General features: G+C 54.9%; 26 protein-coding genes, 1 tRNA gene and 2 pseudogenes. 15 read left to right on the plus strand and 14 right to left on the minus strand.

Features of this window, described 5'->3' with window-relative positions; translation table 11 throughout:
• Positions 1–14: 14 nt before the first annotated feature.
• Both mgsA and csgI read right to left on the minus strand, forming a co-directional pair.
• The gene (mgsA, locus tag QRD42_RS12510) at positions 15–473 is read right to left on the minus strand and encodes a methylglyoxal synthase (protein WP_072568073.1); all 459 of its coding nucleotides are present in this window, start codon (positions 471–473) and stop codon (positions 15–17) included.
• Between the two features lie 111 nt (positions 474–584).
• A complete protein-coding gene (gene csgI, locus QRD42_RS12515) occupies positions 585–1,247 on the minus strand; it encodes a curli synthesis inhibitor (protein WP_321987261.1) in 663 nt (220 codons plus the stop codon).
• A 171-nt stretch (positions 1,248–1,418) separates the two neighbouring features.
• Between csgI and QRD42_RS12520 the strand changes: the two genes are divergently transcribed.
• Positions 1,419–1,832 carry a CoA-binding protein gene (locus QRD42_RS12520; RefSeq protein ID WP_072568075.1) on the plus strand — a complete coding sequence of 138 codons (414 nt, stop codon included), beginning with the start codon at positions 1,419–1,421 and terminating at the stop codon, positions 1,830–1,832.
• 28 nt (positions 1,833–1,860) lie between these two features.
• Here the strand turns inward: QRD42_RS12520 and hspQ are convergent, their stop codons facing one another.
• Both hspQ and rlmI read right to left on the minus strand, forming a co-directional pair.
• Positions 1,861–2,178 carry a heat shock protein HspQ gene (gene hspQ, locus QRD42_RS12525; protein WP_072568076.1) on the minus strand — a complete coding sequence of 106 codons (318 nt, stop codon included), beginning with the start codon at positions 2,176–2,178 and terminating at the stop codon, positions 1,861–1,863.
• Between the two features lie 60 nt (positions 2,179–2,238).
• Positions 2,239–3,429 (minus strand): 23S rRNA (cytosine(1962)-C(5))-methyltransferase RlmI, encoded by a 1,191-nt coding sequence (gene rlmI / locus QRD42_RS12530; RefSeq protein ID WP_072569431.1) that lies wholly within the window; start codon positions 3,427–3,429, stop codon positions 2,239–2,241.
• Between the two features lie 181 nt (positions 3,430–3,610).
• Here rlmI and QRD42_RS12535 point away from each other — a divergent pair, with 181 nt between their 5' ends.
• On the plus strand, positions 3,611–4,276 hold the full coding sequence (locus tag QRD42_RS12535; RefSeq protein ID WP_318377556.1) for a hypothetical protein: 666 nt from the start codon (positions 3,611–3,613) through the stop codon (positions 4,274–4,276).
• Between the two features lie 56 nt (positions 4,277–4,332).
• Complete coding sequence (gene yccX, locus QRD42_RS12540) at positions 4,333–4,623, plus strand: acylphosphatase (protein ID WP_072568078.1); 291 nt, start codon at positions 4,333–4,335, stop codon at positions 4,621–4,623.
• On the opposite strand, the gene tusE is transcribed toward yccX, so the two are convergent.
• Together tusE and yccA are read right to left on the minus strand one after the other, a co-directional pair.
• Positions 4,620–4,949 (minus strand): sulfurtransferase TusE, encoded by a 330-nt coding sequence (gene tusE, locus QRD42_RS12545; protein WP_072568079.1) that lies wholly within the window; start codon positions 4,947–4,949, stop codon positions 4,620–4,622. The two genes, yccX and tusE, sit on opposite strands and share 4 nt — an antisense overlap.
• 87 nt (positions 4,950–5,036) lie before the next feature.
• Positions 5,037–5,696 (minus strand): FtsH protease modulator YccA, encoded by a 660-nt coding sequence (yccA, locus tag QRD42_RS12550; RefSeq protein WP_072568080.1) that lies wholly within the window; start codon positions 5,694–5,696, stop codon positions 5,037–5,039.
• A 273-nt stretch (positions 5,697–5,969) separates the two neighbouring features.
• Between yccA and QRD42_RS12555 the strand changes: the two genes are divergently transcribed.
• Together QRD42_RS12555 and QRD42_RS12560 are read left to right on the plus strand one after the other, a co-directional pair.
• Positions 5,970–7,598 (plus strand): ABC transporter substrate-binding protein, encoded by a 1,629-nt coding sequence (locus QRD42_RS12555; protein ID WP_321987262.1) that lies wholly within the window; start codon positions 5,970–5,972, stop codon positions 7,596–7,598.
• Between the two features lie 131 nt (positions 7,599–7,729).
• Positions 7,730–7,817: transfer RNA gene (locus QRD42_RS12560), tRNA-Ser, on the plus strand.
• 171 nt (positions 7,818–7,988) lie between these two features.
• Here QRD42_RS12560 and QRD42_RS12565 read toward each other — a convergent pair.
• Together QRD42_RS12565 and QRD42_RS12570 are read right to left on the minus strand one after the other, a co-directional pair.
• Entirely contained in the window at positions 7,989–8,351 is a 363-nt protein-coding gene (locus QRD42_RS12565) for a hypothetical protein (RefSeq protein ID WP_415877741.1), read from the minus strand.
• Between the two features lie 244 nt (positions 8,352–8,595).
• Entirely contained in the window at positions 8,596–8,835 is a 240-nt protein-coding gene (locus tag QRD42_RS12570) for a DinI family protein (RefSeq protein WP_072568083.1), read from the minus strand.
• 397 nt (positions 8,836–9,232) lie between these two features.
• Here QRD42_RS12570 and agp point away from each other — a divergent pair, with 397 nt between their 5' ends.
• Positions 9,233–10,474 (plus strand): bifunctional glucose-1-phosphatase/inositol phosphatase, encoded by a 1,242-nt coding sequence (gene agp, locus QRD42_RS12575; RefSeq protein ID WP_321987263.1) that lies wholly within the window; start codon positions 9,233–9,235, stop codon positions 10,472–10,474.
• 38 nt (positions 10,475–10,512) lie between these two features.
• On the opposite strand, the gene QRD42_RS12580 is transcribed toward agp, so the two are convergent.
• Both QRD42_RS12580 and wrbA read right to left on the minus strand, forming a co-directional pair.
• Positions 10,513–10,740, minus strand: a complete 228-nt coding sequence (locus tag QRD42_RS12580; protein WP_072568085.1) for a YccJ family protein — start codon at positions 10,738–10,740, stop codon at positions 10,513–10,515.
• 19 nt (positions 10,741–10,759) lie between these two features.
• Entirely contained in the window at positions 10,760–11,377 is a 618-nt protein-coding gene (gene wrbA, locus QRD42_RS12585; RefSeq protein WP_072568086.1) for an NAD(P)H:quinone oxidoreductase, read from the minus strand.
• A 385-nt stretch (positions 11,378–11,762) separates the two neighbouring features.
• On the opposite strand from wrbA, the gene QRD42_RS12590 reads away from it, so the two are divergent.
• The gene (locus tag QRD42_RS12590; protein ID WP_072568087.1) at positions 11,763–11,942 is read left to right on the plus strand and encodes a general stress protein; all 180 of its coding nucleotides are present in this window, start codon (positions 11,763–11,765) and stop codon (positions 11,940–11,942) included.
• Between the two features lie 103 nt (positions 11,943–12,045).
• Here QRD42_RS12590 and lysS read toward each other — a convergent pair whose 3' ends face one another.
• A complete protein-coding gene (gene lysS, locus QRD42_RS12595; RefSeq protein WP_321987264.1) occupies positions 12,046–13,548 on the minus strand; it encodes a lysine--tRNA ligase in 1,503 nt (500 codons plus the stop codon).
• A gap of 117 nt (positions 13,549–13,665) precedes the next feature.
• The gene (locus QRD42_RS12600; protein ID WP_321987265.1) at positions 13,666–14,202 is read right to left on the minus strand and encodes a helix-turn-helix domain-containing protein; all 537 of its coding nucleotides are present in this window, start codon (positions 14,200–14,202) and stop codon (positions 13,666–13,668) included.
• A 193-nt stretch (positions 14,203–14,395) separates the two neighbouring features.
• On the opposite strand from QRD42_RS12600, the gene QRD42_RS12605 reads away from it, so the two are divergent.
• From QRD42_RS12605 to rutR, 5 genes and pseudogenes are all read left to right on the plus strand, one after another.
• On the plus strand, positions 14,396–14,656 hold the full coding sequence (locus QRD42_RS12605; RefSeq protein WP_321987266.1) for a helix-turn-helix domain-containing protein: 261 nt from the start codon (positions 14,396–14,398) through the stop codon (positions 14,654–14,656).
• A gap of 95 nt (positions 14,657–14,751) precedes the next feature.
• Positions 14,752–14,907, plus strand: a pseudogene (gene potE / locus QRD42_RS12610) (putrescine-ornithine antiporter); the annotation flags it as partial.
• Positions 14,889–15,484: pseudogene (locus QRD42_RS12615) on the plus strand (hypothetical protein); the annotation flags it as partial. The pseudogenes potE and QRD42_RS12615, both read left to right, overlap by 19 nt.
• 117 nt (positions 15,485–15,601) lie before the next feature.
• The gene (locus tag QRD42_RS12620; protein WP_321987268.1) at positions 15,602–16,498 is read left to right on the plus strand and encodes a DMT family transporter; all 897 of its coding nucleotides are present in this window, start codon (positions 15,602–15,604) and stop codon (positions 16,496–16,498) included.
• Complete coding sequence (rutR, locus tag QRD42_RS12625; RefSeq protein ID WP_321987269.1) at positions 16,495–17,133, plus strand: HTH-type transcriptional regulator RutR; 639 nt, start codon at positions 16,495–16,497, stop codon at positions 17,131–17,133. Before QRD42_RS12620 ends, rutR begins: the two co-directional genes overlap by 4 nt.
• Here rutR and QRD42_RS12630 read toward each other — a convergent pair.
• Together QRD42_RS12630 and putA are read right to left on the minus strand one after the other, a co-directional pair.
• Positions 17,130–17,525 (minus strand): lysozyme inhibitor LprI family protein, encoded by a 396-nt coding sequence (locus tag QRD42_RS12630; RefSeq protein ID WP_321988759.1) that lies wholly within the window; start codon positions 17,523–17,525, stop codon positions 17,130–17,132. The genes rutR and QRD42_RS12630 overlap by 4 nt on opposite strands.
• Positions 17,526–17,749: 224 nt before the next feature.
• Positions 17,750–21,712: a trifunctional transcriptional regulator/proline dehydrogenase/L-glutamate gamma-semialdehyde dehydrogenase gene (gene putA, locus QRD42_RS12635; RefSeq protein ID WP_318364389.1), complete on the minus strand. Its 3,963-nt coding sequence runs from the start codon at positions 21,710–21,712 to the stop codon at positions 17,750–17,752.
• Between the two features lie 424 nt (positions 21,713–22,136).
• On the opposite strand from putA, the gene putP reads away from it, so the two are divergent.
• From putP to efeO, 3 genes are all read left to right on the plus strand, one after another.
• A complete protein-coding gene (gene putP, locus QRD42_RS12640) occupies positions 22,137–23,648 on the plus strand; it encodes a sodium/proline symporter PutP (RefSeq protein ID WP_318364388.1) in 1,512 nt (503 codons plus the stop codon).
• Positions 23,649–23,881: 233 nt separating this feature from the next.
• Positions 23,882–24,715: an iron uptake transporter permease EfeU gene (gene efeU / locus QRD42_RS12645; protein WP_072568098.1), complete on the plus strand. Its 834-nt coding sequence runs from the start codon at positions 23,882–23,884 to the stop codon at positions 24,713–24,715.
• A 51-nt stretch (positions 24,716–24,766) separates the two neighbouring features.
• Positions 24,767–25,894 (plus strand): iron uptake system protein EfeO, encoded by a 1,128-nt coding sequence (gene efeO / locus QRD42_RS12650; RefSeq protein ID WP_321987270.1) that lies wholly within the window; start codon positions 24,767–24,769, stop codon positions 25,892–25,894.

The following is a 25,894-nucleotide window of genomic DNA, read 5'->3' on the forward strand; positions in this document are numbered from 1 at the left end:
CCGCCTGAATGTCATTACTTCAGGCGCTCCGCCAGGTAGCGCGGATAGTCCGGGATCATAATGTCCACGCTGTCGCTGAAAGTGGGGGACTGGATAATAAAATCTGCGGTGGAGATGTTGGTGGCCACCGGAATGTTCCACACGGTGGCGAGGCGCAGCAGTGCTTTGACATCCGGATCGTGCGGCACGGCGTTCAGCGGATCCCAGAAGAAGATCAGTACATCAATTTTACCTTCCGAAATCATCGCCCCGACCTGCTGATCGCCGCCCATCGGGCCGCTCAGCATGGCATTCACCTCAAGCCCCGTGGCACGGGAAAGCAGATTACCGGTGGTGCCGGTGGCATAGAGTTCATGCTGTTCCAGGATCGGCTGGTGGCGTTCCACCCAGTTCAGCAACATCTTTTTGCAGTGATCGTGGGCGACAAGGGCAATATGCTTGCGCGCGGGGAGAGTGCGAGTGGTCAGTTCCATAATCATATTCCGCGAATGAATTTCGTTACAGATTACTGGAAGCGTTTGATGCTGCAATAGAAAGGCGCAAAAAAAACCGCTGACGGAATACCTTTGTGAGGGGAACCACGATCAGGACGGCGGCTGCTGTTTTGCCCATTGCAGAAAGCGGTCGCGGGTTTGCGGATCCGCCTGTTCAAACCAGAATTTCAGGCGCTGCTCGGTGAGAGTTTGCGATTGCGGCGGGATCGTATCCAGCTCAGACAGACCGGACAGCAAAGCGCTGTCATCAGCCATGGCAGGCGCAAAGAGCGGCAACGAGGCTGTTTTCCCCGCTTTGTTATAGCGTACGGTTTCGCGCTCATAGTTAATCACTTTCCCCTTATCCCGCAGCGGCAAAATATCGAGCAGCAGCGGTATCGGCGCGGCTTCACCATCCAGCAGGACGATAGCTGGGGCGCTGTCGAATTTTTGCGCGGCTTTCCAGCTATCCAGCGAGGGTAGAGAGAAGTTCACCAGCTTTACCGAACGCGTGTTGAAACTCACGACCAGCGGCGGGGAAATGTAGAGCCGCATTTCATGATTTGCCCCACGGATGGTTTTTTCAACGCGAAACACCAGCTGGTGCGGGCCGTTATCCAGCTCAATGCTGTCCGCGCCGCGCAGCAACAGACTCGACACTTTCTTGCCGTCCAGCACCAGCAAATCAATATCGGTGGAAAGGCGTAAGGTGGTGGCGACGACGGTAACCGGCAACAGGCAAAAGATCATTGTCATCGTCAGGCCGGTTCTCATGGGTGTCTCCTGCACTGTCGGGTGAGTCGCGAGAATCTATAAAGTTTTCAGCACGCTTTTGTTTACTACCATATAGAGAGGCGCAGCTTTTTTCTCTCATGCAGAGGTATGGGATAAATGGTGGCCTGCAGAGCTTTGGCGTACACTGGATCGACTGGCCCGGAGGATAAAATGAAAGAAACCGATATTGCTGGCATTCTGAAATCGACCCATACCATTGCGCTGGTTGGCGCGAGCGATAAGCCCGATCGCCCCAGCTACCGGGTGATGAAATACCTGCTCGACCAGGGCTATCATGTGATCCCGGTATCGCCGAAAGTGGCCGGTAAAACGCTGCTGGGACAGCAGGGATACGGCTCTCTGGCGGAGGTACCGGAAAAAATCGACATGGTGGATGTGTTCCGCAATTCCGAGGCGGCATGGGGGGTGGCGCAGGACGCTATCGCTGTTGGCGCAAAAACCCTGTGGCTGCAGCTGGGCGTGATCAATGAGCAGGCGGCGGTGCTAGCCGGTGAGGCAGGACTGAATGTGGTCATGGATCGCTGCCCGGCGATTGAAATTCCCCGTCTGGGTCTGGCGCGCTAAATAAAAACCCCGCACAGGCGGGGTTTTTTCAGTTGCGCAGGCGCGGTGCCTGAAGCTGTTTACGAATGGTCTGCGCCAGTTCGTCCATTGAGGGCTGTTCAGGATGCTCGTCCTGGATCTCACTGGTAAGTTGCGCTTCCGCCAGATAGGTATGCACCGGCTGACCGTTGTCGTCTTCCATCACCACGTGATACCAGGGCGCATCGCGCAAATCATCATCAACCGCCAGCTCATCCACAGACGGCTTATCAAGTGAATACTCAGGATCAATGTCCACCACCACACCTAAATAGCCTAACAGTGTGTGGCGCACTTGCTGGCCGATACCATATTTGCTGGCAATCATACTCACCTCCGGGGAACCGTTACTGACACCAAATATGTGGGCAACGATCCAGAAATCAAGTTACATGACGCGGCAGGCAAATCCCTTCAGATACAGTCCTTCCGGGTAAGGGGCGATCACCGGGTGATCGGCAGCCTGTCGGAACTGTTCTATAAATTGTACATCACGACCCGCATCTATTGCGGCATCAGCGATGATTTTCTGAAATAAATCGGTGGTCATCAGGCCAGAGCAGGAGAAGGTTAACAGCACGCCGCCAGGATTGAGCAGCTGGATTGCCAGCATATTTATGTCTTTATAACCGCGGCATGCGCCCATCAGCTGGCTTTTGTTTTCGACAAATTTCGGCGGATCCATCACGATAACGTCGAATTTCTCCCCCTGATCGCGGTATTTGCGCAGCAGTTTGAACACGTCGTCGCGCACAAATTCCGCTTTGCTGAGATCGAGTTTGTTAAGCTCAACGTTCTGACGGGCCACATCCAGCGCTTCCTGCGACGTATCAACACTGACCACCTGTGCACAGCCGCCCATCAGCGCAGAAACGGCAAAGCCGCCGGTGTAGGAGAAGCAGTTGAGCACGCGTTTACCCTCAACATAGCGGCGGGTTGCCAGACGGCTGTCGCGCTGATCGAGGTAGTAACCGGTTTTATGACCGGTCTGAATATCCACCAGCAGCTTCATGCCGTTCTCTTCGATTGGCAGCAGCGCGGGCGGCAGATCGCCGACAACCAGACCCTGCGTCAGCTCCATCCCCTCTTTTTTACGCACTGCCACGTCGCTGCGATCGTAAATGGAACAGGACGGATAGCAGGCCTGAAGGGCTGCGATCAGCGCCGGGCGTTGATATTCCGCGCCCGCGCTCAGCAATTGCAGGACAAGAAAATCGCCGAAACGATCGATGGTGATGCCTGGCAGGCCATCAGATTCACCGGCGATCAGACGGTAGCTGTCCAGACCATCACGCGTCGCCAGCCAGTCACGCCACTGCTGCGCCTGCTTCAGACGGCGGGTGAAAAATTCAATATCAATGCTTTCATCTTTATCGAAGGTCCACACACGGGCGCGGATCTGCGATGCCGGGGAGTACGCGCCACGGGCCAACCATTTTCCCTGATGATCGACAATATCAATGGTTTCACCGAGGCTGGCTTTGCCTTCCATGCGCGCAACCGCACCGGAGAAGACCCAGGGATGACGGCGCAGTAACGATTTCTCGCGCCCTTTGGTTAACACTAAACGTACACTCATAATTGGCTTATTTGTCATATTGAAGAAAGTGGCCGCCATTTTCCCGAGTTCAGCCGTGAATTGCAATGTACCGGCAGATAAACCGGCCGCCCATCTCTTATGCCAGGAATGACACGACCTGTCAGCCCGCCTTTATAGAATGCCTCTCAATCGCCAATGCATTCATAATCCTGGATAAAATATGACAACTTCAGCGTATCGCTACTCCTTTATCGCCGAACCGTTCACCAGCCTGGCAGGAAAATTACTGGGTGTGGAATTACAAACCCGCCTTGAAAAAGAGGGGCAGCAGGTGCTGCATCCGGAGTTGATCATCGCGGGCTGGGATACGCAGTCAAAACGCCAGTATTTATATGAACAGCTTGGGCAGGTGGCAAAGCAGAGCGCGTGGATCCGGGATCGCAATGTGCTGGTATCGCTGCCGCTCTATGATGCAGAGTGTGCGGTGTTGTTGAGCTATGACTCCGTACTGCGTGGACTGTTATCCACACTGCCGTTTGTCCGGCTGACGCTGGCGGAAAATATCAGCGACGTGCGCGACGAATTACAGGGGATCCGCAACGCTATGTGGCTGGGGGAGGTGGGCGGCGGCAGAGCAAATGTTCTCGGGCTGATGAGCCAGCAATTTGAAGCGCTGATCCTTAACAGCCATTTTTTTAAGGACGAAGTGATAAAGCCAACCTTCCCGGTATTAATCAAAAATCTTCGACGCTATTGTGACAAGGTGGTGGTGCGCGGCGTGACCGATCGGCGTTATCTGCCGGTATTACAGGAAGCAGAGATCTGGGGCGTGCAGGGATCATTTTATCGCTCCGTGCCACTGGGGAAACTGAACTGGTTACTGTGAAGCCGGCGGTGGGGCGCTAAACTTATCCGTTACCATCATGTTGAAAGGAGAAAAAAATGGAAAACCAGACCTCTCAGGGCGTGAAATGCTGGGTGCACGGCAGTGTGCAGGGCGTGGGATTTCGTTACAGCACGCAGCATGAGGCGCAGCGGCTGGGACTCACCGGCTATGCGCGTAATCTTGATGACGGCAGTGTGGAAGTGGTGGCCTGTGGTGATGCCGGACAGGTTGAGGCGCTGGTGGCCTGGCTTAAGGCTGGCGGGCCGCGCAGTGCGCGGGTTGAGAAGGTGTTAACCGAACCTCATCAACCCACCACAGCCTATACCCGCTTTGATATTCGCTATTAAATGCATTTTACCGGTTTAGGCAAACCAGCAATTTTGGTGGCCTGTTTTGCCGGGCCTTTGGGGAAAAGGCGATACAGATAGCGGCTGTTGCCTTTCTCCTCGCCAAATTTGTTCGCCATGGCTTTCACCAGCATGCGGATCGCCGGTGAGGTATTAAATTCCAGGTAAAATTCGCGAACAAAACGCACCACTTCCCAGTGTTCCGGCGTCAGCGCGATCCCTTCTTTTTCGGCAATCCGTTCAGCCAGCGCCTCGCTCCACACGGTGGTGTCTTTCAGATAGCCTTCGCTATCGGTTTCAATCTCACGGCCTTCATAAGTCAACATAGTGCATCGCAAAGTCAGTCAAAAACGGGGTCAGTTTAGCAAATAAAAAAGCCCCGCATAAGCAGGGCTTCGGTATCAGGCCGCGAGTTAGTCTCTGCTGGAGAAACCAAGAATGCTCAGCAGGCTGACGAAGATATTGTACAGCGAGACGTACAGGCTCACGGTGGCGCGAAGATAATTGGTTTCACCGCCATGAATGATATTGCTGGTTTCATACAGGATGGCGCCGGTTGAAATCAGAATAAACACCGCGCTGATCGCCAGGTGCAGGGCAGGCAGTTGCAGGAAGATGTTCGCCACCATACCAATCAGCACCACCACGATACCCGCCATCAGCATACCGCCCAGGAAGGACATATCCTTACGGGTGGTCAACACATAGGCCGAGCAGCAGAAGAAGGTCAGTGCCGTACCGCCGAGCGCCAGCCCGATCAGATCGCCCATGCCTGCCGACAGATAAGCATTAAGCATTGGCCCCAGGATATAACCCAGGAAACCGGTGAACGCAAAGGCTGCCAGGATGCCGGACGGCTTATTCGCCAGCCTGTAGGTCAGGAACATCAGCCCGTACATGCCGACAATGGTCAGCAGGAATCCCGGCGCCGGCAGGGCGAGCATTGTGCTGAGCGTGGCGGTTAATGCGGAAAACGCCAGCGTCAGGCTCAACATAAAATAGGTATTACGCAACACCTTGTGCGTGCTGAGTAGCGAGGTACGCTCGCGCGAAGAACTTACTATACGATCCATGCGTCACTCTCTTATGACAGATGTAATTAGTTGTGAAGAATAGAAAAAACCAGGCGGCAGGAGATAGCGGTTTTACCCATCTTTACTCTGACAATAATCCCATGACGATAGCATTAAATTCTTTATAAAAAGCGTCTGGCAGCAGGAGTGCGTTTTCCGGGAAAATAATCAGATCAAGCTCTTATAGGTCACTGAAAAATATTGCCTTATTTTGCACCCGTCGCTAAGAGTATTAGTCAGAGTGTCATCTTATACAGGGATAAGGCGAAAACAATGAAATCAGGTAATACGCATATTTTCAGAATGACTCTGCTCGCTGGCGCGGTTTTATGCGCCAGCGCCGTAACCTTTGCCGCTCAGGTGCCGCCAGGTACTGAACTTGCCGCAACGCAGGCGCTGGTCAGAAACAATGGCAGCGAGCCCGCCTCACTCGATCCGCATAAAGTGGAAAGCAATGTCGAATTCAATATTATCAGCGATTTATTCGAGGGACTGGTGGCGGTAAAGGCTGATGGCACTATTGAGCCGCGTCTGGCGGAGAAATGGGAAAATAAAGACAGCACGGTGTGGACCTTCCATTTACGTCCGGGCATTACCTGGTCTGACGGGACGGCAATCACTGCGCAGGATGTGGTCTGGAGCTGGCAGCGGCTGATTGATTCCGCGACAGGCTCTCCGTATGCCAGTTACCCCGGCAATATGCATATTCTGAACGCTGCGGACATTGCACAGGGTAAAAAACCTGCCTCGTCATTAGGCGTGAAAGCGCTGGACGATGCCACGCTGGAAGTGACCCTGACGCAGCCGACAGCCGCCTTTCTGGCTATGCTCGCGCACCCCTCGCTGGTGCCCGTAGATAAAGTGCTGATCGGTCGCTACGGCGATAAATGGACCAAGCCTGAACATTTCGTTGCCAGCGGCGCCTATAAGCTCAGCGAATGGGTGGTTAACGAAAAAATCGTCGCCGTGCGTAATGCGCGCTACTGGGATGATCAGCACACGGTGATTAATACTGTCACCTATCTGCCCATCAATGCGGAAACAGCGGATGTAAACCGCTACAAAGCCGGTGAAATTGATATCACCAATACCATTCCGGTGAATCAGTTCGCCCAGCTGAAAAAGACGCTTGGCGATCAGGTACACATTTCCCCGCAGCTGGCGACTTATTACTATCAGTTCAACACCACCAAACCGCCGTTTAACGATCCGCGGGTGCGCCGGGCGCTGAACATGGGACTGGATAAAGACATCATCGCGACTAAGGTGATGGGGCAGGGGCAGCGCCCGGCGTGGGTCATCAGCCAGCCTGAAATTGGCGGGGTGAGCCTGCACAATCCGGATTATGCCGCCTGGCCTGAAGAGAAGCGGCTGGCGGAAGCCAGACGGCTGCTTAATGATGCAGGATTTAATGACGCCCATCCGCTGTCGTTTAATCTGCTCTATAACACCATGGAAACCCATCAGCGCATCGCCATCGCCGTCAGCTCAATGTGGAAAAAGAATCTGGGCGTGGAAGCGAAACTGCAAAATCAGGAATGGAAAACCATGCTTGATACCATGCATACCGGCAATTTTGACGCGGTACGTTATGCATGGATTGCTGATTATGATGACGCCTCAACATTCCTGAACACTTTCCGCACCGGCGACAGCGAAAACACGACCCAGTACAGTAATCCGGCTTTTGATACGGCAATGCAAAACGCGGCAAAGGCGGCCAACGTTGAAGAGCGCGGAAAATATTATCAACAGGCTGAAGATTTGCTGGCGCAGGACGTGCCCGCGGTACCGGTTTATCACTATGTGAGGACGCATCTGGTGAAACCCTGGGTTGGCGGGTTTGCACCCGATCGCCTCGGCTACTTTTTGACGAAAGATCTTTTTATCAAAAAACACTGAGTTTTATGCTGAATAAATGGTCATTTTGTTGTTATTTCAGTCGATTAAACAGGATTTGATGGTTTTTCAGCCAAACGATAAAAATGGTGCTTTACATGGCGCACCGGTATGTTTATAGTGCGCCTCATTCCGGAAGTGTGGCCGAGCGGTTGAAGGCACCGGTCTTGAAAACCGGCGACCCGAAAGGGTTCCAGAGTTCGAATCTCTGCGCTTCCGCCAGATTAAACAAGGGGTTACCATTTGGTAACCCCTTTGTTTTTCTGGTCTCAGAACTTTTCTCTCCCCGTACCTTTCAGTGTATCCTCCTTGCTTATGCTCCTGTCCAGGACAGGAAAGCCAGGCTGCGCCTGATACCCGGCCCATCATGTACTTACCGCCGGGACGCCATTTTTATTCGCGATAATAGGGAGTATTAATGGGGAAAGTATTGGTAATACTCAAAAGCTGGCACTGGACGAGCTTGCGATGTTCCTCATAATGGAAGTAAAAGGCCTCTCTTGCCTGGTCATAAATCATCTTATCCAGATTCGCAAACTCCACTATTAACAGCGAGCCTTTGCGTAAATGGCCGCCCCCCGTTTCAAAGTTATTCTCACCCCATGCCTCCTGCGTATGTTCATAGCGATGCAGGATGACTTCTATTTGCCCGCGCAGAGGGCAACGTAATCTGATAACAGAATTTTCCAGGGAAAAAGCAAAGGAAGGGGAGGTTAAAATCCACAGGAAAGCGAAGGTTAGAAAAAATCTCATTATTTGAATGCCCTGACTATTTTTCGCTTTTATGGCATTAAAATAAAACCCCGTCCTTGAGCACAATCATATCGTGGGTTTGAGTGATGGCGATATATACAGCTGGTGAATGATTATGACCAGAATGCTATATGCTGCGTTAAGACGGGAAGAGGATGCGGATAAACCAGGCGGAAAAGAGCCATCTGTTGCAGTACTGGCCGGTAAACGCCCGATGCGCCAACCGGCCAGTTAAATAGAGGGTAAATCAGTCAGCGACCAGCCACATATCGGCTTCTTCGAACATCTCTTCCAGCATTCTGTTCAGTTTTTCACGATCGCTTTTACTGGCATCACTATTCAGTGAATTCGCCTGCATCGGTTTAACGCGCACATCGGCATCGGGAAAAATACGATGAACACGATGTGTCAGTTCGTTCAGTATGATTTCACGAGCGCCAGGCAGCCCGGCGACGTTACGCTTATCATAAACTAACTCTACAAACACACTTCCTCCGGAAACTGGTTATTTATACAGTTCTCATCATACGAGGGTTGTTCGCAGAGGTAAAGAGAAAGTCAGGTCATTTGCCGTACCTGCAGGGAAGCGCATCAGTCAGCGGCGAAAAAAACCTCAAAAATGAATAACGGTAGCGTAAGCAGCGCGCCAGCCAGAGTAATGAACGCTACGCCGATCAACAGAATGCTCATCGGATACCTCGCCGTGCAGGGATACCTGATATTAAAAAATATAGCGGCTATGTGACAATAAATTGAAGGTATACATAACTTTACCCATGTTCAGCGGTGATAAATGCAGGCAAAGCCAAACTTTGCGGCATCGCTTCAGGAAAAGCGTCATAAATCTGTCACACTTATTTTCCAACGCAAAAGAGGACGGTGGTATGAAAAAAACAATTCTGGCGGCGACGCTTGCCGCGCTGACCCTGACTATATTGCCTGCGCAGGCGCAGGACGCCCCGCAGGGTTATCAGTTGCAGCAAGTGCTGATCATGAGTCGGCACAATCTTCGCGCTCCGCTGGCAAACAATGGCAGCGTGCTGGAACAATCCACACCAAATAAATGGCCGGAGTGGGACGTGCCCGGCGGACAGCTCACCACCAAAGGCGGCGTGCTGGAAGTTTATATGGGGCACTACATGCGTGAATGGCTGGCGGAGCAAAAACTGGTGACGTCCGGCGAGTGTCCGGCGCCAGAGAGCGTATATGCCTACGCGAACAGCCTGCAACGTACCGTCGCCACGGCACAATTTTTTATCACCGGCGCGTTTCCCGGCTGCGACATCCCGGTACATCATCAGGAAAAAATGGGCACCATGGATCCCGTGTTCAACCCGGTGATCATGGATGACTCTGCGGCTTTTGACCAGCAGGCAGTGCAGGCGATGGAAACGAAGCGTAAAGAATTCCAGCTCGGAGAGAGCTATCAGCTGCTGGAAAAAATCACTCATTATCAGGATTCACCAGCCTGTAAAGAAAAACAGCAGTGCTCGCTTGCCGAAGCAAAAGATGCTTTCAGCGCAAAATATGAGAAGGAGCCTGGCGTCTCCGGGCCGCTGAAAGTGGGTAACTCGCTGGTGGATGCCTTTACGTTGCAGTACTACGAAGGTTTCCCGATGGATCAGGTCGCCTGGGGCGAAATCAAAACCGATCAGCAGTGGCGGGTACTTTCGAAACTGAAGAATGGCTATCAGGATTCGCTGTTTACGTCGCCGGAAGTGGCGCGAAACGTCGCGGCGCCGCTGGTGAAATATATTGAAAAGGCACTGGTGGATGGCGCAGGCGGGCCGGCAAAAGTCACCCTCATGGTCGGGCATGATTCCAACATTGCTTCGCTGCTGACGGCGCTGGATTTCAAACCCTACCAGTTACATGATCAGTATGAGCGCACGCCCATTGGCGGAAAAATTGTCTTCCAGCGCTGGCACGATACCGCGGGCAACCGCGATCTGATAAAGATTGAATACGTCTATCAAAGTGCAAAACAGATCCGTAATGCCGATGTGCTGACCCTCGCCGCACCGGCGCAGCGGGTCACGCTGGCATTAAATGGATGCCCGGTAGATGCGGAGGGTTTCTGTGATATCCAGAAATTCAATGCGGTGCTGAAAGCGGTAACTAAATAAGATGGGAACTCCCCCGCCAGTGGGCGGGGGAAGACAGATCAGACGTTCTTACGTTCGATGGTTTGTTCGCCCCAGAACAACGAATCTTTGTCGGTTTTCTTGAAGGCCAGGATCAACACTTCGTCATTGCCTTCTTCCCAGATTTGCTCTGCGAGCTTTTCGTCGTAGTTGGCGAGTTCGAAAATGGCTTCAGCAATTTCTGGTGAAGTATTACGCAGGGTGGCAAATTCACCCACGCGATGGGCTTTGGCTTCTTGAGTTGGCATGCTACGTCCTCCTGTCAGATTAGTGTTTCAGTTTCACGGCAAGACCGGCCACGTATTCGCCCTGATAGCGGGCAATAGCCAGTTCTTCGGCGCTGGGCTGTCGTGAGCCGTCGCCACCGGCAATCGTCGTTGCACCATAAGGTGTTCCGCCGCGCACCTGTGAAACATCAAAAAGTTCTTTCGCCCCATAACCGATGGGCACAATCACCATTCCATGATGCGCAAGCGTCGTCCATGTGGAAGAGATAGTGTGCTCCTGACCGCCGCCAGTACCTGTAGAACTGAATACGCTGGCGATCTTACCGTGCAGTGCGCCTGACGCCCATAATCCGCCGGTCTGGTCGAGGAAGGTGCGCATCTGGCCCGCCATATTGCCGAAGCGCGTGGGCGTGCCGAAGATAATGGCGTCGTAATCCGCTAATTCCTGCGGTGTCGCTACTGGTGCGGACTGCGCTTTACCCCCTGATTTCGCAAAAAGCTCAGGCGGCATGGTTTCAGGCACGCGTTTGATGGTGACTTCCGCCCCCGCCACTTTTTCCACACCTTCTGCAATGGCCTGCGCCATTGTTTCGATGTGCCCATACATGGAGTAATAGAGCACCAGTACGCGGACATTCGCGCCATCTGTCGTTTGCATGTCTCTCTCCTTCGCTCAACAAATCACAAAATAAGCGTAGCACATGGAGAGTTTTCGCTTATCTATCAGACGGGTCTTAGGAGATCGCCGGGAGTAGTTTGAGCTTCAGATTTAAACGGCAGGCATTGTTGCAAAATGAAACATTTTTGCCGCTTCGGATTTCGCAAGTCATAAGAAAGGCTTATCAATGTCCGCGATAAATTAAATCCTCAACAGCAAGTATGATGTTGCAGAATATTAACAACGGGTAGCCGGATGGCTGATGCTGGCTAAGCTTTAGTCATGCGATGCGATAAACCTTTCCGGTTCGTGTCGTGAATGGGAAGTAATTCCGTGAACGTAATGCAGTATGATGTCTAATGTTTAACAATTCTGGAGGTCAGAAATGGCAAACCATCGTGGTGGATCAGGCAATTTCGCTGAAGACCGTGATCGAGCATCAGAAGCAGGTCGTAAAGGTGGCCAGCAGAGTGGGGGTAATTTCAAAAATAACCCTGAACGCGCATCCGAAGCGGGAAAAAAAGGGGGTAAAAATAGCCACGGCAGCCGCGGTAACAGCGAGTAGCGCTGCGTAGCTAAGACGAGTAACACGCCTGTTGTGTATTATCCCGTGTGAAACGTCCCCGCCGCCGGATTATCCGGCGGTTTTTTTTGCCCGCAATCTGTATTCAGTTAACAGGACGCATTGCCGGAAACAGGATCACGTCGCGGATGGTCGGTGAGTCTGTAAATAACATCACCATTCTGTCGATCCCAATCCCTAATCCTGCGGTCGGCGGCAAGCCATACTCCAGCGCTGTCACATAATCCGCATCATAAAACATGGCTTCATCATCACCCGCATCGCGGGATGCCACCTGCTCCCGGAAACGCTCCGCCTGATCCTCCGCATCATTAAGCTCAGAAAAGCCGTTGCCGATTTCCCGCCCGCCAATAAAGAATTCAAAGCGATCGGTAAAGTGCGGATTATCATCGCTACGACGGGCGAGCGGCGACACTTCTGCCGGGTATTGCGTGATAAAGGTCGGCTGAATAAGCTGGCTTTCCGCTACCGCATCAAATATTTCGGTGATGAGCCGCCCGTGTCCCCAGTTGGCTTCCGGCACAATACCCAGTTTGTCAGCCAGGGCGGCGGTAAGGGCAGGGGAATCCAGCTCTTCCATCAGGATCCCGCTACCGTATTTGACGATGGCTTCTTTCATCGTCAAACGGGTAAAGGGCTTGCCGAAATCAAAGGTGTGATCGCCGTAGGTCACCTCCGTGGCGCCCGTCACCTCCAGCGCCAGCGTCCGGAACAGCGCCTCGGTCAGCTCGATCAGATCCTGATAGTCCGCATAGGCCATGTAGAGTTCCATCATGGTGAACTCGGGATTATGGCGCGGTGAAATACCTTCGTTACGGAAGTTGCGATTGATCTCGAACACCCGTTCAAAGCCGCCTGCCACCAGGCGTTTGAGATAGAGTTCGGGAGAAATGCGCAGAAACATCTGCTGGTCGAGGGCATTGTGATGCGTAATAAACGGGCGCGCCGATGCCCCGCCGGGGATCGTTTGCATCATCGGCGTTTCCACTTCCATAAACTGACGGGCGTGCATAAAGCTGCGGATAGCCGCTATCATTCTGGATCGGATACGGAAGGTGCTGCGCGTTTTTTCGTTAGCGATAAGATCCAGATAGCGCTGGCGATAGCGACGCTCCTGATCGATAAGCCCATGGAATTTGTCCGGCAGCGGCCTGACCGCTTTGGTGAGCAGACGTAATTCAGTACATTCCACTGTTAACTCACCAGTTTGCGTTTTAAACAGCACCCCGGCCGCGCCGATAATATCCCCCTGATCGAACATTCGCAGATGCTGTTCATAGCGCGTCAGACCAATGCCTTTTGCGCTGATATACAGCTGAATGCGCCCGCCCATATCCTGCAACGTAATAAACGCCGCTCTACCCATAATCCGGCGCGTCATCAGGCGGCCCGCTACGCGCACGACGATCTTTTGCGCTTGCAGCGTTTCTTTGCTGAAGGGATCGTAAAGCTGATGCAGGCGGTCGGCCGTGGCATCGCGGCGGAAGTCGTTCGGAAAGGCGTTACCGTTGCGGCGCAACTGCGCCAGTTTTTGCATACGCGCGCTGAACTCATCGTTCAGCGTCTGCGTTTGACCCGTCGTGTCCATACTTGTGTCAGCCTCTTTAATAGTGGTAGCTGATAGGCACTTTACTGCCGGGAGGGCGGGGAATGCAAGCAAAATGATCTTCATGGAGATCGTTTCGATCTCCATTAACGTAACGTGTTACTCGTCTTTCGTACCGTAAGAGTGTTTTATTTCGTCCATCAGTGATGACGCCTGTGCGTAGAAACGCTCGCGCTGGCTGGTGGATAAGCTATAAAGCTGCTGTTCAAAATCACTCTGCAACCGTGAATCATGCAGGATCCCTTTCACTCCTTCCTTGTGAATGACTTTCAGCAACGCCTCCACTTCATTTTTATCCAGCGAGTTAAAAACCATCGACCAGGCGAATTCCAGCGGATCCTTCGCAGGGCGATTATCCCGGGTCGTCTCGCCGTTGTCGGTCAGTAACGCCGGTGGTTCCTTGTGTACGCCAGAGGCCAGCCATTCCACGGAGACGCCTTCCCGGTCAGCGATTTTTTTCGCCATGCTCAGCGAGGGCTCAGTGCCACGGTTGAGGTAATTATTAAGTGTGGAGTAAGAGAGATCCCACGCTTTCGCCACGGAGCGCGTGCTGCGTGGCCCGATGAGCAATCGCAGCCGGTAGGCCAGTCCTTCTACAGACGTATCTTCATCACCAGTCAGGGGTTCATTCTTCATCGTCTTCCATCCTGCCTCATACAACTCTGCAAGTTGATGCGCAAAGCGACCAAAAATATGCGAGACGTGCCGCATTTATCCGATTCAGGACTTTTTATCGCCTCAAAAGAGATCAATGCTATGTCTGCTTCGTTACATTGAGTTCAACCCATAGGGTTATGCCATGGGGTAAAAGAAAGAGGTTAATCGAATAATGGCTACAAATGAAGAGCATAGGGACTGGAACCGGATAGATATTGTCGCCGCGCTGCACAAGCAGGGCGTTTCTATCTGTGAACTCTCTGTGCGTGCCGGGCTGAAACCCGACACGCTAAAAAATGCCTTATCCCGCGCCTATCCAAAAGCTGAACGCATTATCGCCGATGCGCTGGGCGTTGCGCCGGAACATATCTGGCCCAGTCGTTATTTGAATGGCACCCGCAAGTCTGCGGAAGATTCTTCACTGATCAATTAACGCTGAAACAAGGAGGGGCAATGCGCTGAAAATAATAACCGCTACGGCACGATCATTAAATAAACACACAGCTTTTATTATACAGAGATGGAATGATGAATAATCCCGGAAATAAAATGGGAGTCATGCATCTGACCATATTAACCGCGGTTAATATGCTGGGGTCAGGTATTATTATGCTTCCCACTAAACTCGCCGAAGTCGGTACGATGTCTATTATCTCCTGGCTCGTAATTCTGCCTGGGTGCCTTACACCAATTTCAGCCCAATTTATCAGGGGCTCTGCGGCATGAGCGGTAACCGGATACCGGGAAAGGTGATCTACGAAACCCAGTCTACGCACAAACTGCTCTGCTGACGCCGGGTATGGATCGCCTGGGCAACATGGAGGAGCAGGGTATTCCGGCCTCTGTTGTAGCGAAATACCTCGATCAGCAGGGGATTATCGTCGAGAAAACCGGTCCCTATAATCTGCTGTTCCTGTTCAGTATTGGCATTAACAAAACCAAAGCGCTGCGTCTGATGCGGGCGCTGAATGATTTCAAACGCGATTACGACCGCAACCTGCACGTCAAAGAGATGCTGCCTTCGGTATACCATCAGCAGCCCGCGTTTTACGGCAATATGCGTATTCAGGTGCTCGCCAACGGCATTCATGCACTGATCCGTCAGCATCGTCTGCCCGAGCTGATGTTTAACGCCTTTGAAACTCTGCCAACCATGGTGATGAACCCGCACCATTATCCTGGTTTCGAAACCGATATTCATGGCGCGTATCGCCAGCCGGATGGTCGCTATACGGTTAAGGTCATCAAAAATCTGCGTTAATCTCACTATCCGCCGTGCCCGGAACGCGAGGGGCAGGGCGGTTTTTTTTGCTTCCGGTGTTGAACTCCGCAAACCGCCGCCGCACACTACAGCGCTGATTTCATTACTGGTTGTCGCATGGAAACTTTCTTGTCCCGCTATTCGTTCTCCGTTAAACCGCAGGAAGCCCTGCTGATCCTTATCACCATGTTCTGGGGCGGCACCTTCCTCGCCGTGCAATATGCGGTGACGATGAGCGGGCCGTTCTTTTTCGTCGGTCTGCGTTTTGCCACCGCCGCGCTGGCGGTGGCCTTGCTGTCGCTGAAGGTGCTGCGCGGCGTTACCTGGCTGGAAGTGAAAGCGGGCGTGGCGATAGGCGTGTCTATTGCGCTGGGTTATAGCTTACAGACCTGGGGCTTACAGACCATCTCCAGCAGTAAATCGGCCTTTATCACGGCCATGTATGTTCCGCTGGTGCCGCTGTTGCAGTGGCTGTGTCTGGGCAGGATACCGGGGCTGATGTCCTGTATTGGGATCCTGCTGGCCTTTACCGGCTTGATCCTGCTGGCCGGGCCAGGGGGCGATCTGCTGGTGCCGGGGGAGGGGGAGTTGATTACCCTGGCAAGCGCCGTGGCTATCGCTGCAGAAATCATTCTTATCAGCGCCTGGGCCGGAAAAGTAGACATCCGCCGGGTGACCATTATCCAGCTTGCTACCGCCTCGCTGGTGGCATTTTTCGCCATGATCCCCGCCGGGGAATCCGTGCCGCCGTTGTCGCCTGCGCTGCTGGGCGTTGGGCTGGGACTGGGCATTTTCAGCGCCATTATTCAGGTGGTAATGAACTGGGCGCAGCGCAGCGTCTCCCCGACGCGGGCAACGGTGATCTATACCGGCGAGCCGGTATGGGCGGGGATATTCGGGCGTATTGCCGGTGAACGGCTGCCGCTGCTGGCACTGCTGGGCGGCGTCTTTATCGTACTGGGCGTACTGGTCAGCGAGCTGAAGTTCAACAAGAAAAAGGGCGTGAGCGAATGAGCCAGGGCGAAGTAAAAAAGAGCGGTAAACGGTCGCAGGCGGTGAGCGAGAAAAGAGCGGCGATCCTTGCTGCGGCGCTGGCGCTCTTTTCCCGCTCGGGCATCCACGGCACGCGCCTTGAACAGGTGGCCGAGCAGGCGGGCGTCTCCAAAACCAATCTGCTCTATTACTACCCGTCGAAGGAAGCGCTTTATGTCGCCGTACTGCAACAGATCCTCGATATCTGGCTGGCGCCGCTGAAAGCCTTCCGGGAAGATTTTGCGCCGCTGGTGGCAATCAAAGAGTATATCCGCCTGAAGCTGGAAGTCTCCCGCGATCACCCGCAGGCCTCAAGGCTGTTCTGTCTGGAGATGTTGCAGGGCGCGCCGCTGCTGAAAGCGGAGCTGACCGGAGATTTAAAAGCGCTGGTGGACGCAAAGTCGGCGATTATCGCCGGCTGGGTGGAGAGCGGTAAGCTCGCGCCTGTCGACCCGCATCATCTGATCTTTATGATCTGGGCCGCCACGCAGCATTACGCTGATTTTGCGCCCCAGGTTGAAGCGGTAACCGGGGCGACATTACAGGATGCTGAGTTTTTCCAGAGCACGGTGGATAACGTTCAGCGGATGATCATCGAAGGGATCCGCGCGCGTTAATTCCCCGGCGGCAGCGGGCAGCTGAGATCGCCTTCCTCACACTGTAACAGCGAGGCCAGCCAGGCTTCGCGCTCGACGGTTTTATCATGCAGACACTGATTGTTGATCATCGGCTGCACGCTGCCGCCTTCAGTGGCGGAGCTGATAAAGGCGCAGTCGGCATCGCGCATGGTGATCCACGCCTGTTGCGCTTTTTTGAGCAGCTCGCGCTGCGGCGCGTCGGCGCGTTTCATGGCGGTGCTGTAGGTGTCGTTGAGTTTTTTATCCGCCGTCTGATATTGCGTGGCGGTGCAGCTGTTCAGATCGGCCTGCGTGCTGGCGCTGGCGCAGTCATCCGCGAGCGCAGGGGCGCTTAACAGCGCAGCAGCAAAAAAGAGGGATGTGCGTTTCATCATGTCTCCCGGAGTAGCGAAAACAAAAGCCTACACGGTCAGGCATGGCCGGGCAAGCCCGGGCTGACGGGGTTTATGTCGGGTGGCGCTACGCTTACCCGACCTACAGATCGAACGGTGGTTATGTCGGGTGGCGGCTTCGCCTTACCCGACCTACAAACTACAAATCTAATGGTAGATACCGTAGGCCCGGCAAGCCTGCGCCGCCGGGCATTCATCACAACTTAACCGATGGTCATCAGACTGGCGTTGCCGCCTGCCGCTGCGGTGTTCACGCTGAGGGATCGCTCCACGCACAGGCGCTCCAGCAGGATATTGCTTTCGCCGCGGGCAAAGCCCTGCACCGAGACAATCGCCCCTTCACGTTCCGCCACCTGCTCGCACCAGGCGCGCAGCTGATCGGAATCGCCGTGGAAGATCACCGCATCGAATGCCTGGGCCGCGAGGGTTTCCGGCGCGGCAAGCTGAATACGCGCGGTCACCGCCTGCGGCAGACGTTTTTGCAGATCGCGATGCAGACCATCTTCCGGCCACAGCACCTGACTGCCCACCGACAGCACCGCCGCCAGCTGCGTCAGCGCATCCTGTTCGTTATCGGCGAGGCAAAGCACGCGCTCACGCGGTAACAGGGTCCAGGTATTACGCTCACCGGTCGGCCCCGGCAGCACTCGCTGCGTACCACTCTGCGCCTGTTCAGCAAACTGTGCGCACAGCGTCTGCAACTCCGGGTTGTCCTTCGCCCAGCTCTGCAATGCCGCCAGCGGCTGCGCGAGCAGGGTTTTCAGCTGCGTATCCACGGTCTGCCCGGCATCATGACGGGTGAGGGTGGTGGTCACGGCGGTTTCCGGACGGCTGGAGAGCAGGCGGTACAGATACAGCGGGCCACCGGCTTTCGGTCCGGTTCCGGACAAGCCTTCGCCGCCGAACGGCTGCACACCCACCACCGCGCCAACCATATTGCGGTTCACGTACAGGTTACCGACGTGCGCGCTGCCGGTCACTTTGGCAATGGTTTCGTCGATGCGCGTATGCACGCCCAGCGTCAGGCCATACCCGGAAGCGTTAATTTGCCCAATCAGTGCGTCCAGCGTCTCGCGGCGATAGCGCACCACGTGCAGCACCGGGCCAAACACCTCTTTCGTCAGTTCGTCAAAGCGCTCCAGCTCAATCAGCGTTGGCGGAATAAAGGTGCCGGTGTTCCACTCTTTCGCATCTTCACGGTTGTCATACACCGCCTGGAACACCTTGCGGCCTTTGGCGCGCATGGTCTGAATATGATTTTCGATGCTGGCTTTGGCGTCGGCGTCGATCACCGGGCCAACGTCGGTGGAGAGACGCTCCGGATTACCCATGCGGCACTCCGCCATTGCGCCGCGCAGCATGGTCAGGGTGTGATCGGCAATGTCGTCCTGTAAGCAGAGCACGCGCAGGGCCGAGCAGCGCTGGCCCGCGCTGTCAAAAGCGGATGCCAGCACGTCCACCACCACCTGTTCGGTGAGCGCGGAAGAGTCGACGATCATGGCGTTCATGCCGCCCGTTTCGGCGATCAGCGGCGTCGGGCGTCCCTGCGGATCCAGTCTGGTGGCGATGGTGCGTTGCAGCAGCGACGCCACTTCCGTGGAGCCGGTAAACATCACGCCGCGCACGCGGCTGTCGGCGGTCAGCTGCGCGCCAACCGTTTCCCCGCGCCCCGGCAGCAGCTGCACCACGCCCGGTGGCACGCCCGCTTCCAGTAAAATCGCCACGCCAGCCGCGGCGATCAGCGGCGTCTGCTCAGCCGGTTTTGCCAGCACGCAGTTGCCTGCCGCCAGCGCGGCGGCGATCTGGCCGGTGAAAATGGCCAGCGGGAAGTTCCACGGGCTGATACAGACCACCGGACCCAGCGGGCGGTGGGTTTCGTTATCAAAATCGTGGCGCACCTGATCCGCATAGTAATGCAGGAAGTCCACCGCCTCGCGCACCTCGGCGATGGCGTTGCTGAAGGTTTTGCCCGCTTCACGCACCAGAATGCCGATCAGCTGCTGCATCTGGCCTTCCATCAGCATGGCGGCGCGTTCGAGGATCGCCGCGCGCTCCTGCGGCGGGGTGGCGAACCAGATTGGCGCCTGATCCACCGCGCTTGCCAGCGCGCGCTCCACTTCGGCGGCAGTGGCTTCGCGGGTATAGCCGACAATATCTTTCGGCTCGGCAGGGTTAATGACCGGCGTCAGTTCGCCCGTCTCACAGGGCTGCTCCAGCACCGGCAGCGCCTGCCATTGTTGCTGGGCGCTGTTAAGCAGGGCAGAGGAGAGGGACGCCAGACGGTGTTCATTCGCCAGATCCAGCCCGGCAGAATTGACGCGGCCATTGGCGTACAGCTCGCGCGGCAGCGGGATCTTCGGATGCGGCAGTCCCACCTGGCCTTCCTGGGCGGCGAGTTTTTCCACGGCCTTCACCGGATCGGCCACCAGCTCATCCAGCGGCAGGGTGGTATCCGCGATGCGGTTAACAAAGGAGGTGTTCGCGCCGTTTTCCAGCAGACGACGCACCAGATAGGCCAGCAGGGTTTCATGGGTGCCGACCGGGGCATAAATACGGCAGGGGCGATTGAGTTTGCCGTCGGCCACTTTACCCACCACCTGTTCATACAGCGGTTCGCCCATGCCGTGCAGGCACTGGAACTCATACTGACCCGGATAGTAGTTCTGACCGGCAAGCTGATAGATCGCCGCCAGCGTGTGAGCATTATGGGTGGCGAACTGCGGGTAGATCAGGTTCGGCACGCCGAGCAGTTTCTTCGCGCAGGCGAGGTAAGACACATCGGTGTAAACCTTACGGGTATATACCGGATAACCTTCCAGACCTTCCATCTGCGCGCGCTTGATTTCGCTGTCCCAGTACGCGCCCTTCACCAGACGGATCATCAGGCGACGGCGGCTGCGACCAGCGAGATCAATCAGATAATCAATCACAAATGGGCAGCGCTTCATGTACGCCTGGATCACAAAGCCGATGCCGTTCCAGCCCGCCAGCTCTGGTTCGAAGCAGAGTTTTTCCAGCAGATCGAGGGAGATTTCCAGGCGGTCGGCTTCTTCAGCATCAATGTTGATACCAATGTCGTACTGGCGCGCCAGCAGGGTGAGCGACTTGAGACGCGGGTACAGTTCTTCCATCACGCGATCGTACTGGGCGCGGCTGTAGCGCGGATGCAGCGCCGACAGCTTGATGGAAATCCCCGGCCCTTCATAGATCCCGCGACCATTAGAGGCCTTGCCAATGGCGTGGATCGCCTGCTGGTAAGAAACCATATAGGCCTGGGCGTCAGCCGCGGTGAGCGCCGCTTCGCCCAGCATATCGTAGGAGTAGCGGAAGCCTTTATCTTCCAGCTTGCGGGCATTAGCCAGCGCTTCGGAGATGGTTTCCCCGGTAACGAACTGTTCACCCATCAGGCGCATCGCCATGTCCACGCCTTTACGGATCAGCGGCTCGCCGCTCTTGCCGATGATGCGGTTAAGGGAGCGGGAGAGGCTGGCTTCATTATGGGTGGACACCAGACGTCCGGTAAACAGCAGGCCCCAGGTGGCGGCATTGACGAACAGCGACGGGCTGCGGCCAATGTGCGACTGCCAGTTACCGTTGCTGATCTTGTCGCGGATCAGCGCATCGCGCGTGGCTTTATCCGGAATACGCAGTAGCGCTTCCGCCAGGCACATCAGCGCCACGCCTTCCTGGGAAGAAAGGGAAAACTCCTGCAACAGGCTTTGCACCATACCGGCGCGGCCGCTGGCGGTTTTCTGGTTACGCAGTTTTTCAGCCAGTTGATAAGCCAGCGAATGGGCGGCGCTCGCGACCGGCTCTGGCAGGCGCGCCTGTTCAAGCAGCATAGGTACGGCATCGGTTTCCGGGCGGCGATACGCAGCCGTAATGGTGGCGCGGGTCACCGACTGCGGCAGAATGTTTCCGGCAAATTCCAGGAAGGGCTGATGTGGTTCTTCCGTGGCTTCACTAATCTCTTCCGCTTCCGCAGTTTCCGCGTTAAAAGGCGCAGCAAACTCCGCTGGCGTACCCTCGGTTTCCAGCTTTTCAAGGTAATTAAAAATGGCCTGTTTGATCAGCCAGTGCGGGGTACGATCGATACGTGAGGCGGCAGTTTTAATTCTTTCGCGCGTTGCATCGTCCAGCTTAACCCCCATGGTGGTGGCGCCCATGTGCGTGACTCCCTTTATTCTGATGTCATACCGTATTGGTTAACCTGAAATATCCACTATGTTGCAACTTTGTGCAACCATGTTAATTGTGACCTCGCCAGCAAGCTAATAAATGGCTTAATTGTTAATGAAGGGTAATGCTATTTAACGGCCTTGCGTCGCCGTCTCACGCCTTAAAACATGCGGCGCTTAACACTTTTTCAAGGTGCAACCTTTAAAAGCGTGAGCGAGTGCAACCTGGCAATAAAAAGGCAAAAAACAGGGATGAAATTGATGTGAATGGTGTGTTAAATCGATTGTGGTTCAGAAACGCTTCCGGCAGGATACGGTCGCCCCATAAAACAATGACGCTTTTTCCACGTTCCGGAGAAGGTGCCCGCGGCAAGCATTTTATTTGCCGACGAATAAATCTGGAGATCTTTTCATGGCAGTTAGCACACCAATGATGGTGACGTTTTTAATTTATATCTTTGGCATGATCCTGATCGGGTTTGTCGCCTGGCGTTCAACCAAAAACTTTGACGATTATATTCTGGGCGGGCGTAGTCTTGGTCCTTTCGTGACTGCACTTTCCGCAGGGGCGTCCGACATGAGCGGCTGGCTGCTGATGGGGCTGCCCGGGGCGATTTTTATTTCCGGGATCTCCGAAAGCTGGATCGCCATCGGCCTGACGCTGGGCGCATGGATCAACTGGAAGCTGGTGGCCGGGCGTCTGCGCGTGCACACCGAAGCCAACAATAATGCCCTGACGCTGCCGGATTATTTCACTGGCCGTTTTGAAGATAAAAGCCGCGTCCTGCGTATTATTTCCGCGCTGGTGATCCTGCTGTTCTTCACCATCTATTGTGCATCAGGCATTGTGGCAGGCGCGCGTCTGTTTGAAAGCACTTTCGGCATGAGCTACGAAACCGCACTCTGGGCGGGGGCGGCGGCCACCATCATCTATACCTTTATCGGTGGATTCCTCGCGGTAAGCTGGACTGATACCGTGCAGGCGAGCCTGATGATTTTCGCGCTGATCCTCACGCCGGTGATTGTAATTATCTCCGTGGGCGGTTTTGGCGATTCGCTGGAAGTGATCAAACAAAAAAGCATTGAAAACGTTGATATGCTGAAAGGGCTGAACCTGGTGGCGATCATCTCGCTGATGGGCTGGGGTCTGGGCTATTTCGGACAGCCGCATATTCTGGCGCGTTTTATGGCCGCCGATTCCCATCACACCATTGTTCATGCCCGCCGTATCAGCATGGCATGGATGATCTTCTGTCTGGCCGGTGCCGTGGCGGTAGGTTTCTTCGGTATTGCCTACTTTAATAACAACCCGTCGCTGGCGGGCGCAGTAAACCAGAACGCCGAGCGCGTATTTATTGAACTGGCGCAGATCCTCTTTAACCCGTGGATCGCGGGCATTCTGCTGTCGGCTATTCTGGCGGCGGTGATGTCTACCCTCAGCTGTCAGCTGCTGGTGTGCTCCAGCGCTATTACCGAAGATCTGTACAAAGCGTTTCTGCGTAAAAACGCCAGCCAGACTGAACTGGTATGGGTTGGGCGCGTGATGGTGCTGGTAGTCGCGCTGGTGGCCATTGCGCTGGCGGCGAATCCGGAAAACCGCGTGCTGGGCCTGGTGAGCTATGCCTGGGCGGGCTTCGGCGCGGCCTTTGGTCCGGTGGTGCTGTTCTCGGTACTGTGGTCACGCATGACCCGTAACGGCGCGCTGGCGGGTATGGTGATCGGCGCGGTGACGGTGATCGTCTGGAAGCACTTCGAACTGTTCGGCCTGTATGAAATCATTCCGGGCTTTATTTTCGGCAGTATCGGTATTGTGGTGTTCAGTCTGCTGGGCAAAGCGCCATCCGCTGCAATGCAGCAACGCTTCGCGGAAGCGGATGCGCATTACCACTCTAAACCTGGCGCACCCGCGCAGGGCATCCGTTAATTGTAATTTGTGACCTCCCGGGACCCGGCAGCGCTGCGCTGCCGGGCTATTACTTCGTTACCTTTCCACGCTTTCCTGCTTCCTGATCCTTACCCTGCAAAGCATTTACATTCTGTGATTATTCAAATCAGATTTTACTTGTCTTTCCACTTGCCGTAATGATAATCACTATCATTGAAATTTTACTTTTCTTTGCATCAGTTGACAGTCAATAACGTTTAAGGGTTTTCCACATGTTTGTCCCGTTTCTCATTATGTTACGCGAGGGGCTTGAGGCCGCGCTGATTGTCAGCCTGATCGCCAGCTACCTGAAGCGCACCCAACGCGCGCGCTGGTTTGGCGTGATGTGGATTGGCGTTTTTCTCGCCGCCGCGCTCTGTCTGGCGCTGGGCATTATCATCAACGAAACCACCGGCGAATTTCCGCAAAAAGAGCAGGAACTGTTCGAGGGCATAGTGGCGGTGATCGCCGTGGTGATCCTTACCTGGATGGTGTTCTGGATGCGTAAAGTGTCGCGTAACGTCAGGGTGCAGCTGGAGCAGGCGGTGGATGCCGCATTGCAGAAGGGGAACCGTCACGGCTGGGCGCTGGTGATGATGGTGTTCTTTGCCGTTGCGCGTGAAGGGCTGGAATCGGTGTTTTTCCTGCTGGCGGCATTCCAGCAGGATGTGGGGATCTGGCCGCCGATCGGCGCGCTGGCAGGCCTCGCAACGGCTGTGGTGCTCGGTTTTTTACTCTACTGGGGCGGCGTTCGCCTGAATATGGCGGCGTTTTTCAAATGGACCAGCCTGTTTATTTTGCTGGTGGCCGCCGGGCTGTCGGCAGGGGCGATCCGCGCATTTCATGAGGCCGGGCTGTGGAACCACTTCCAGGACGTGGCTTTCGATATGAGCAACACGCTCAGCACCCATACGCTGTTCGGTACGCTGCTGGAAGGGATTTTTGGTTATCAGGAAGCGCCGAGCGTCAGCGAAGTGGCGGTATGGTTTATCTATCTGATCCCGGCGCTGGTGCTGTTTGCGCTGCCCCCCCGTACCGGCACGCAGCCATCGCGCATGGCGCCGTAATTATTTTAAACTTGCTCAACTAGTTACAACATACTATTTAAGGGAAAGGTCATGGCACTTCATTTTCGTCGTACAGCGTTACAGGCGGGTATCGCCACGCTGCTGTCCTGTGCATTTGCTGCGCAGGCTGCGGATGTTCCCCAGGTCAAAGTCACGGTAAACGATAAACAGTGTGAGCCGATGACACTCACGGTAAACGCCGGTAAAACCCAGTTTGTGATCCTTAACCACAGCCAGAAAGCGCTGGAGTGGGAGATCCTCAAAGGCGTGATGGTGGTGGAGGAGCGGGAAAATATCGCCCCAGGCTTCAGCCAGAAACTGACCGCCAACTTACAGCCTGGCGAATACGACATGACCTGTGGTCTGCTGACCAACCCGAAAGGCAAGCTGATCGTCAAAGGTCAGGCCACCGGCGATGCCGCGCAGGGCAACGTGCTGCTCAGCCTGAGCGGGGCGATTACCGACTATAAAACCTATGTCACCAAAGAGATGGACGGTCTGGTTGCCGGCACCAAAGCTTTTACCGATGCGGTCAAAGCCGGTGACATTGAAAAAGCGAAATCCCTGTACGCGCCGACGCGCCAGCATTACGAGCGCATCGAACCTATTGCCGAGCTGTTCTCGGATCTGGATGGCAGCATCGATGCCCGTGAAGATGACTACGAGCAGAAAGCCGCCGATCCGAAATTCACCGGTTTCCACCGTCTGGAAAAAGCGCTCTTTGGCGATAACTCCACCAAAGGCATGGAGCAGTACGCCGATCAGCTCAACAGCGACGTGCTGGAGCTGCAAAAACGCATCAGCGAACTGGCGTTCCCGCCGTCAAAAGTGGTGGGCGGCGCGGCGGGCCTGATCGAAGAAGTGGCGGCGAGCAAAATCAGCGGTGAAGAAGATCGCTACAGCCATACCGACCTGTGGGACTTCCAGGCCAACGTTGATGGCGCGCAAAAGATTGTTGACCTGCTGCGTCCGCAACTGCAAAAGGGCAACAGCGAACTGCTGGCGAAAGTGGATGCGAACTTCAAAAAGGTCGATACCATCCTCGCGAAATATCGCACCAAAGACGGTTTTGAAACCTATGACAAGCTGACCGATGCCGATCGTAACGCGCTGAAAGGGCCGATCACCACGCTGGCGGAAGATCTGGCGCAGCTGCGCGGTGTGCTCGGGCTGGATTAA

The sequence above is a fragment of the Enterobacter sp. PGRG2 genome (assembly GCF_030291195.1).
Taxonomy (GTDB): Bacteria; Pseudomonadota; Gammaproteobacteria; order Enterobacterales; family Enterobacteriaceae; genus Enterobacter_D.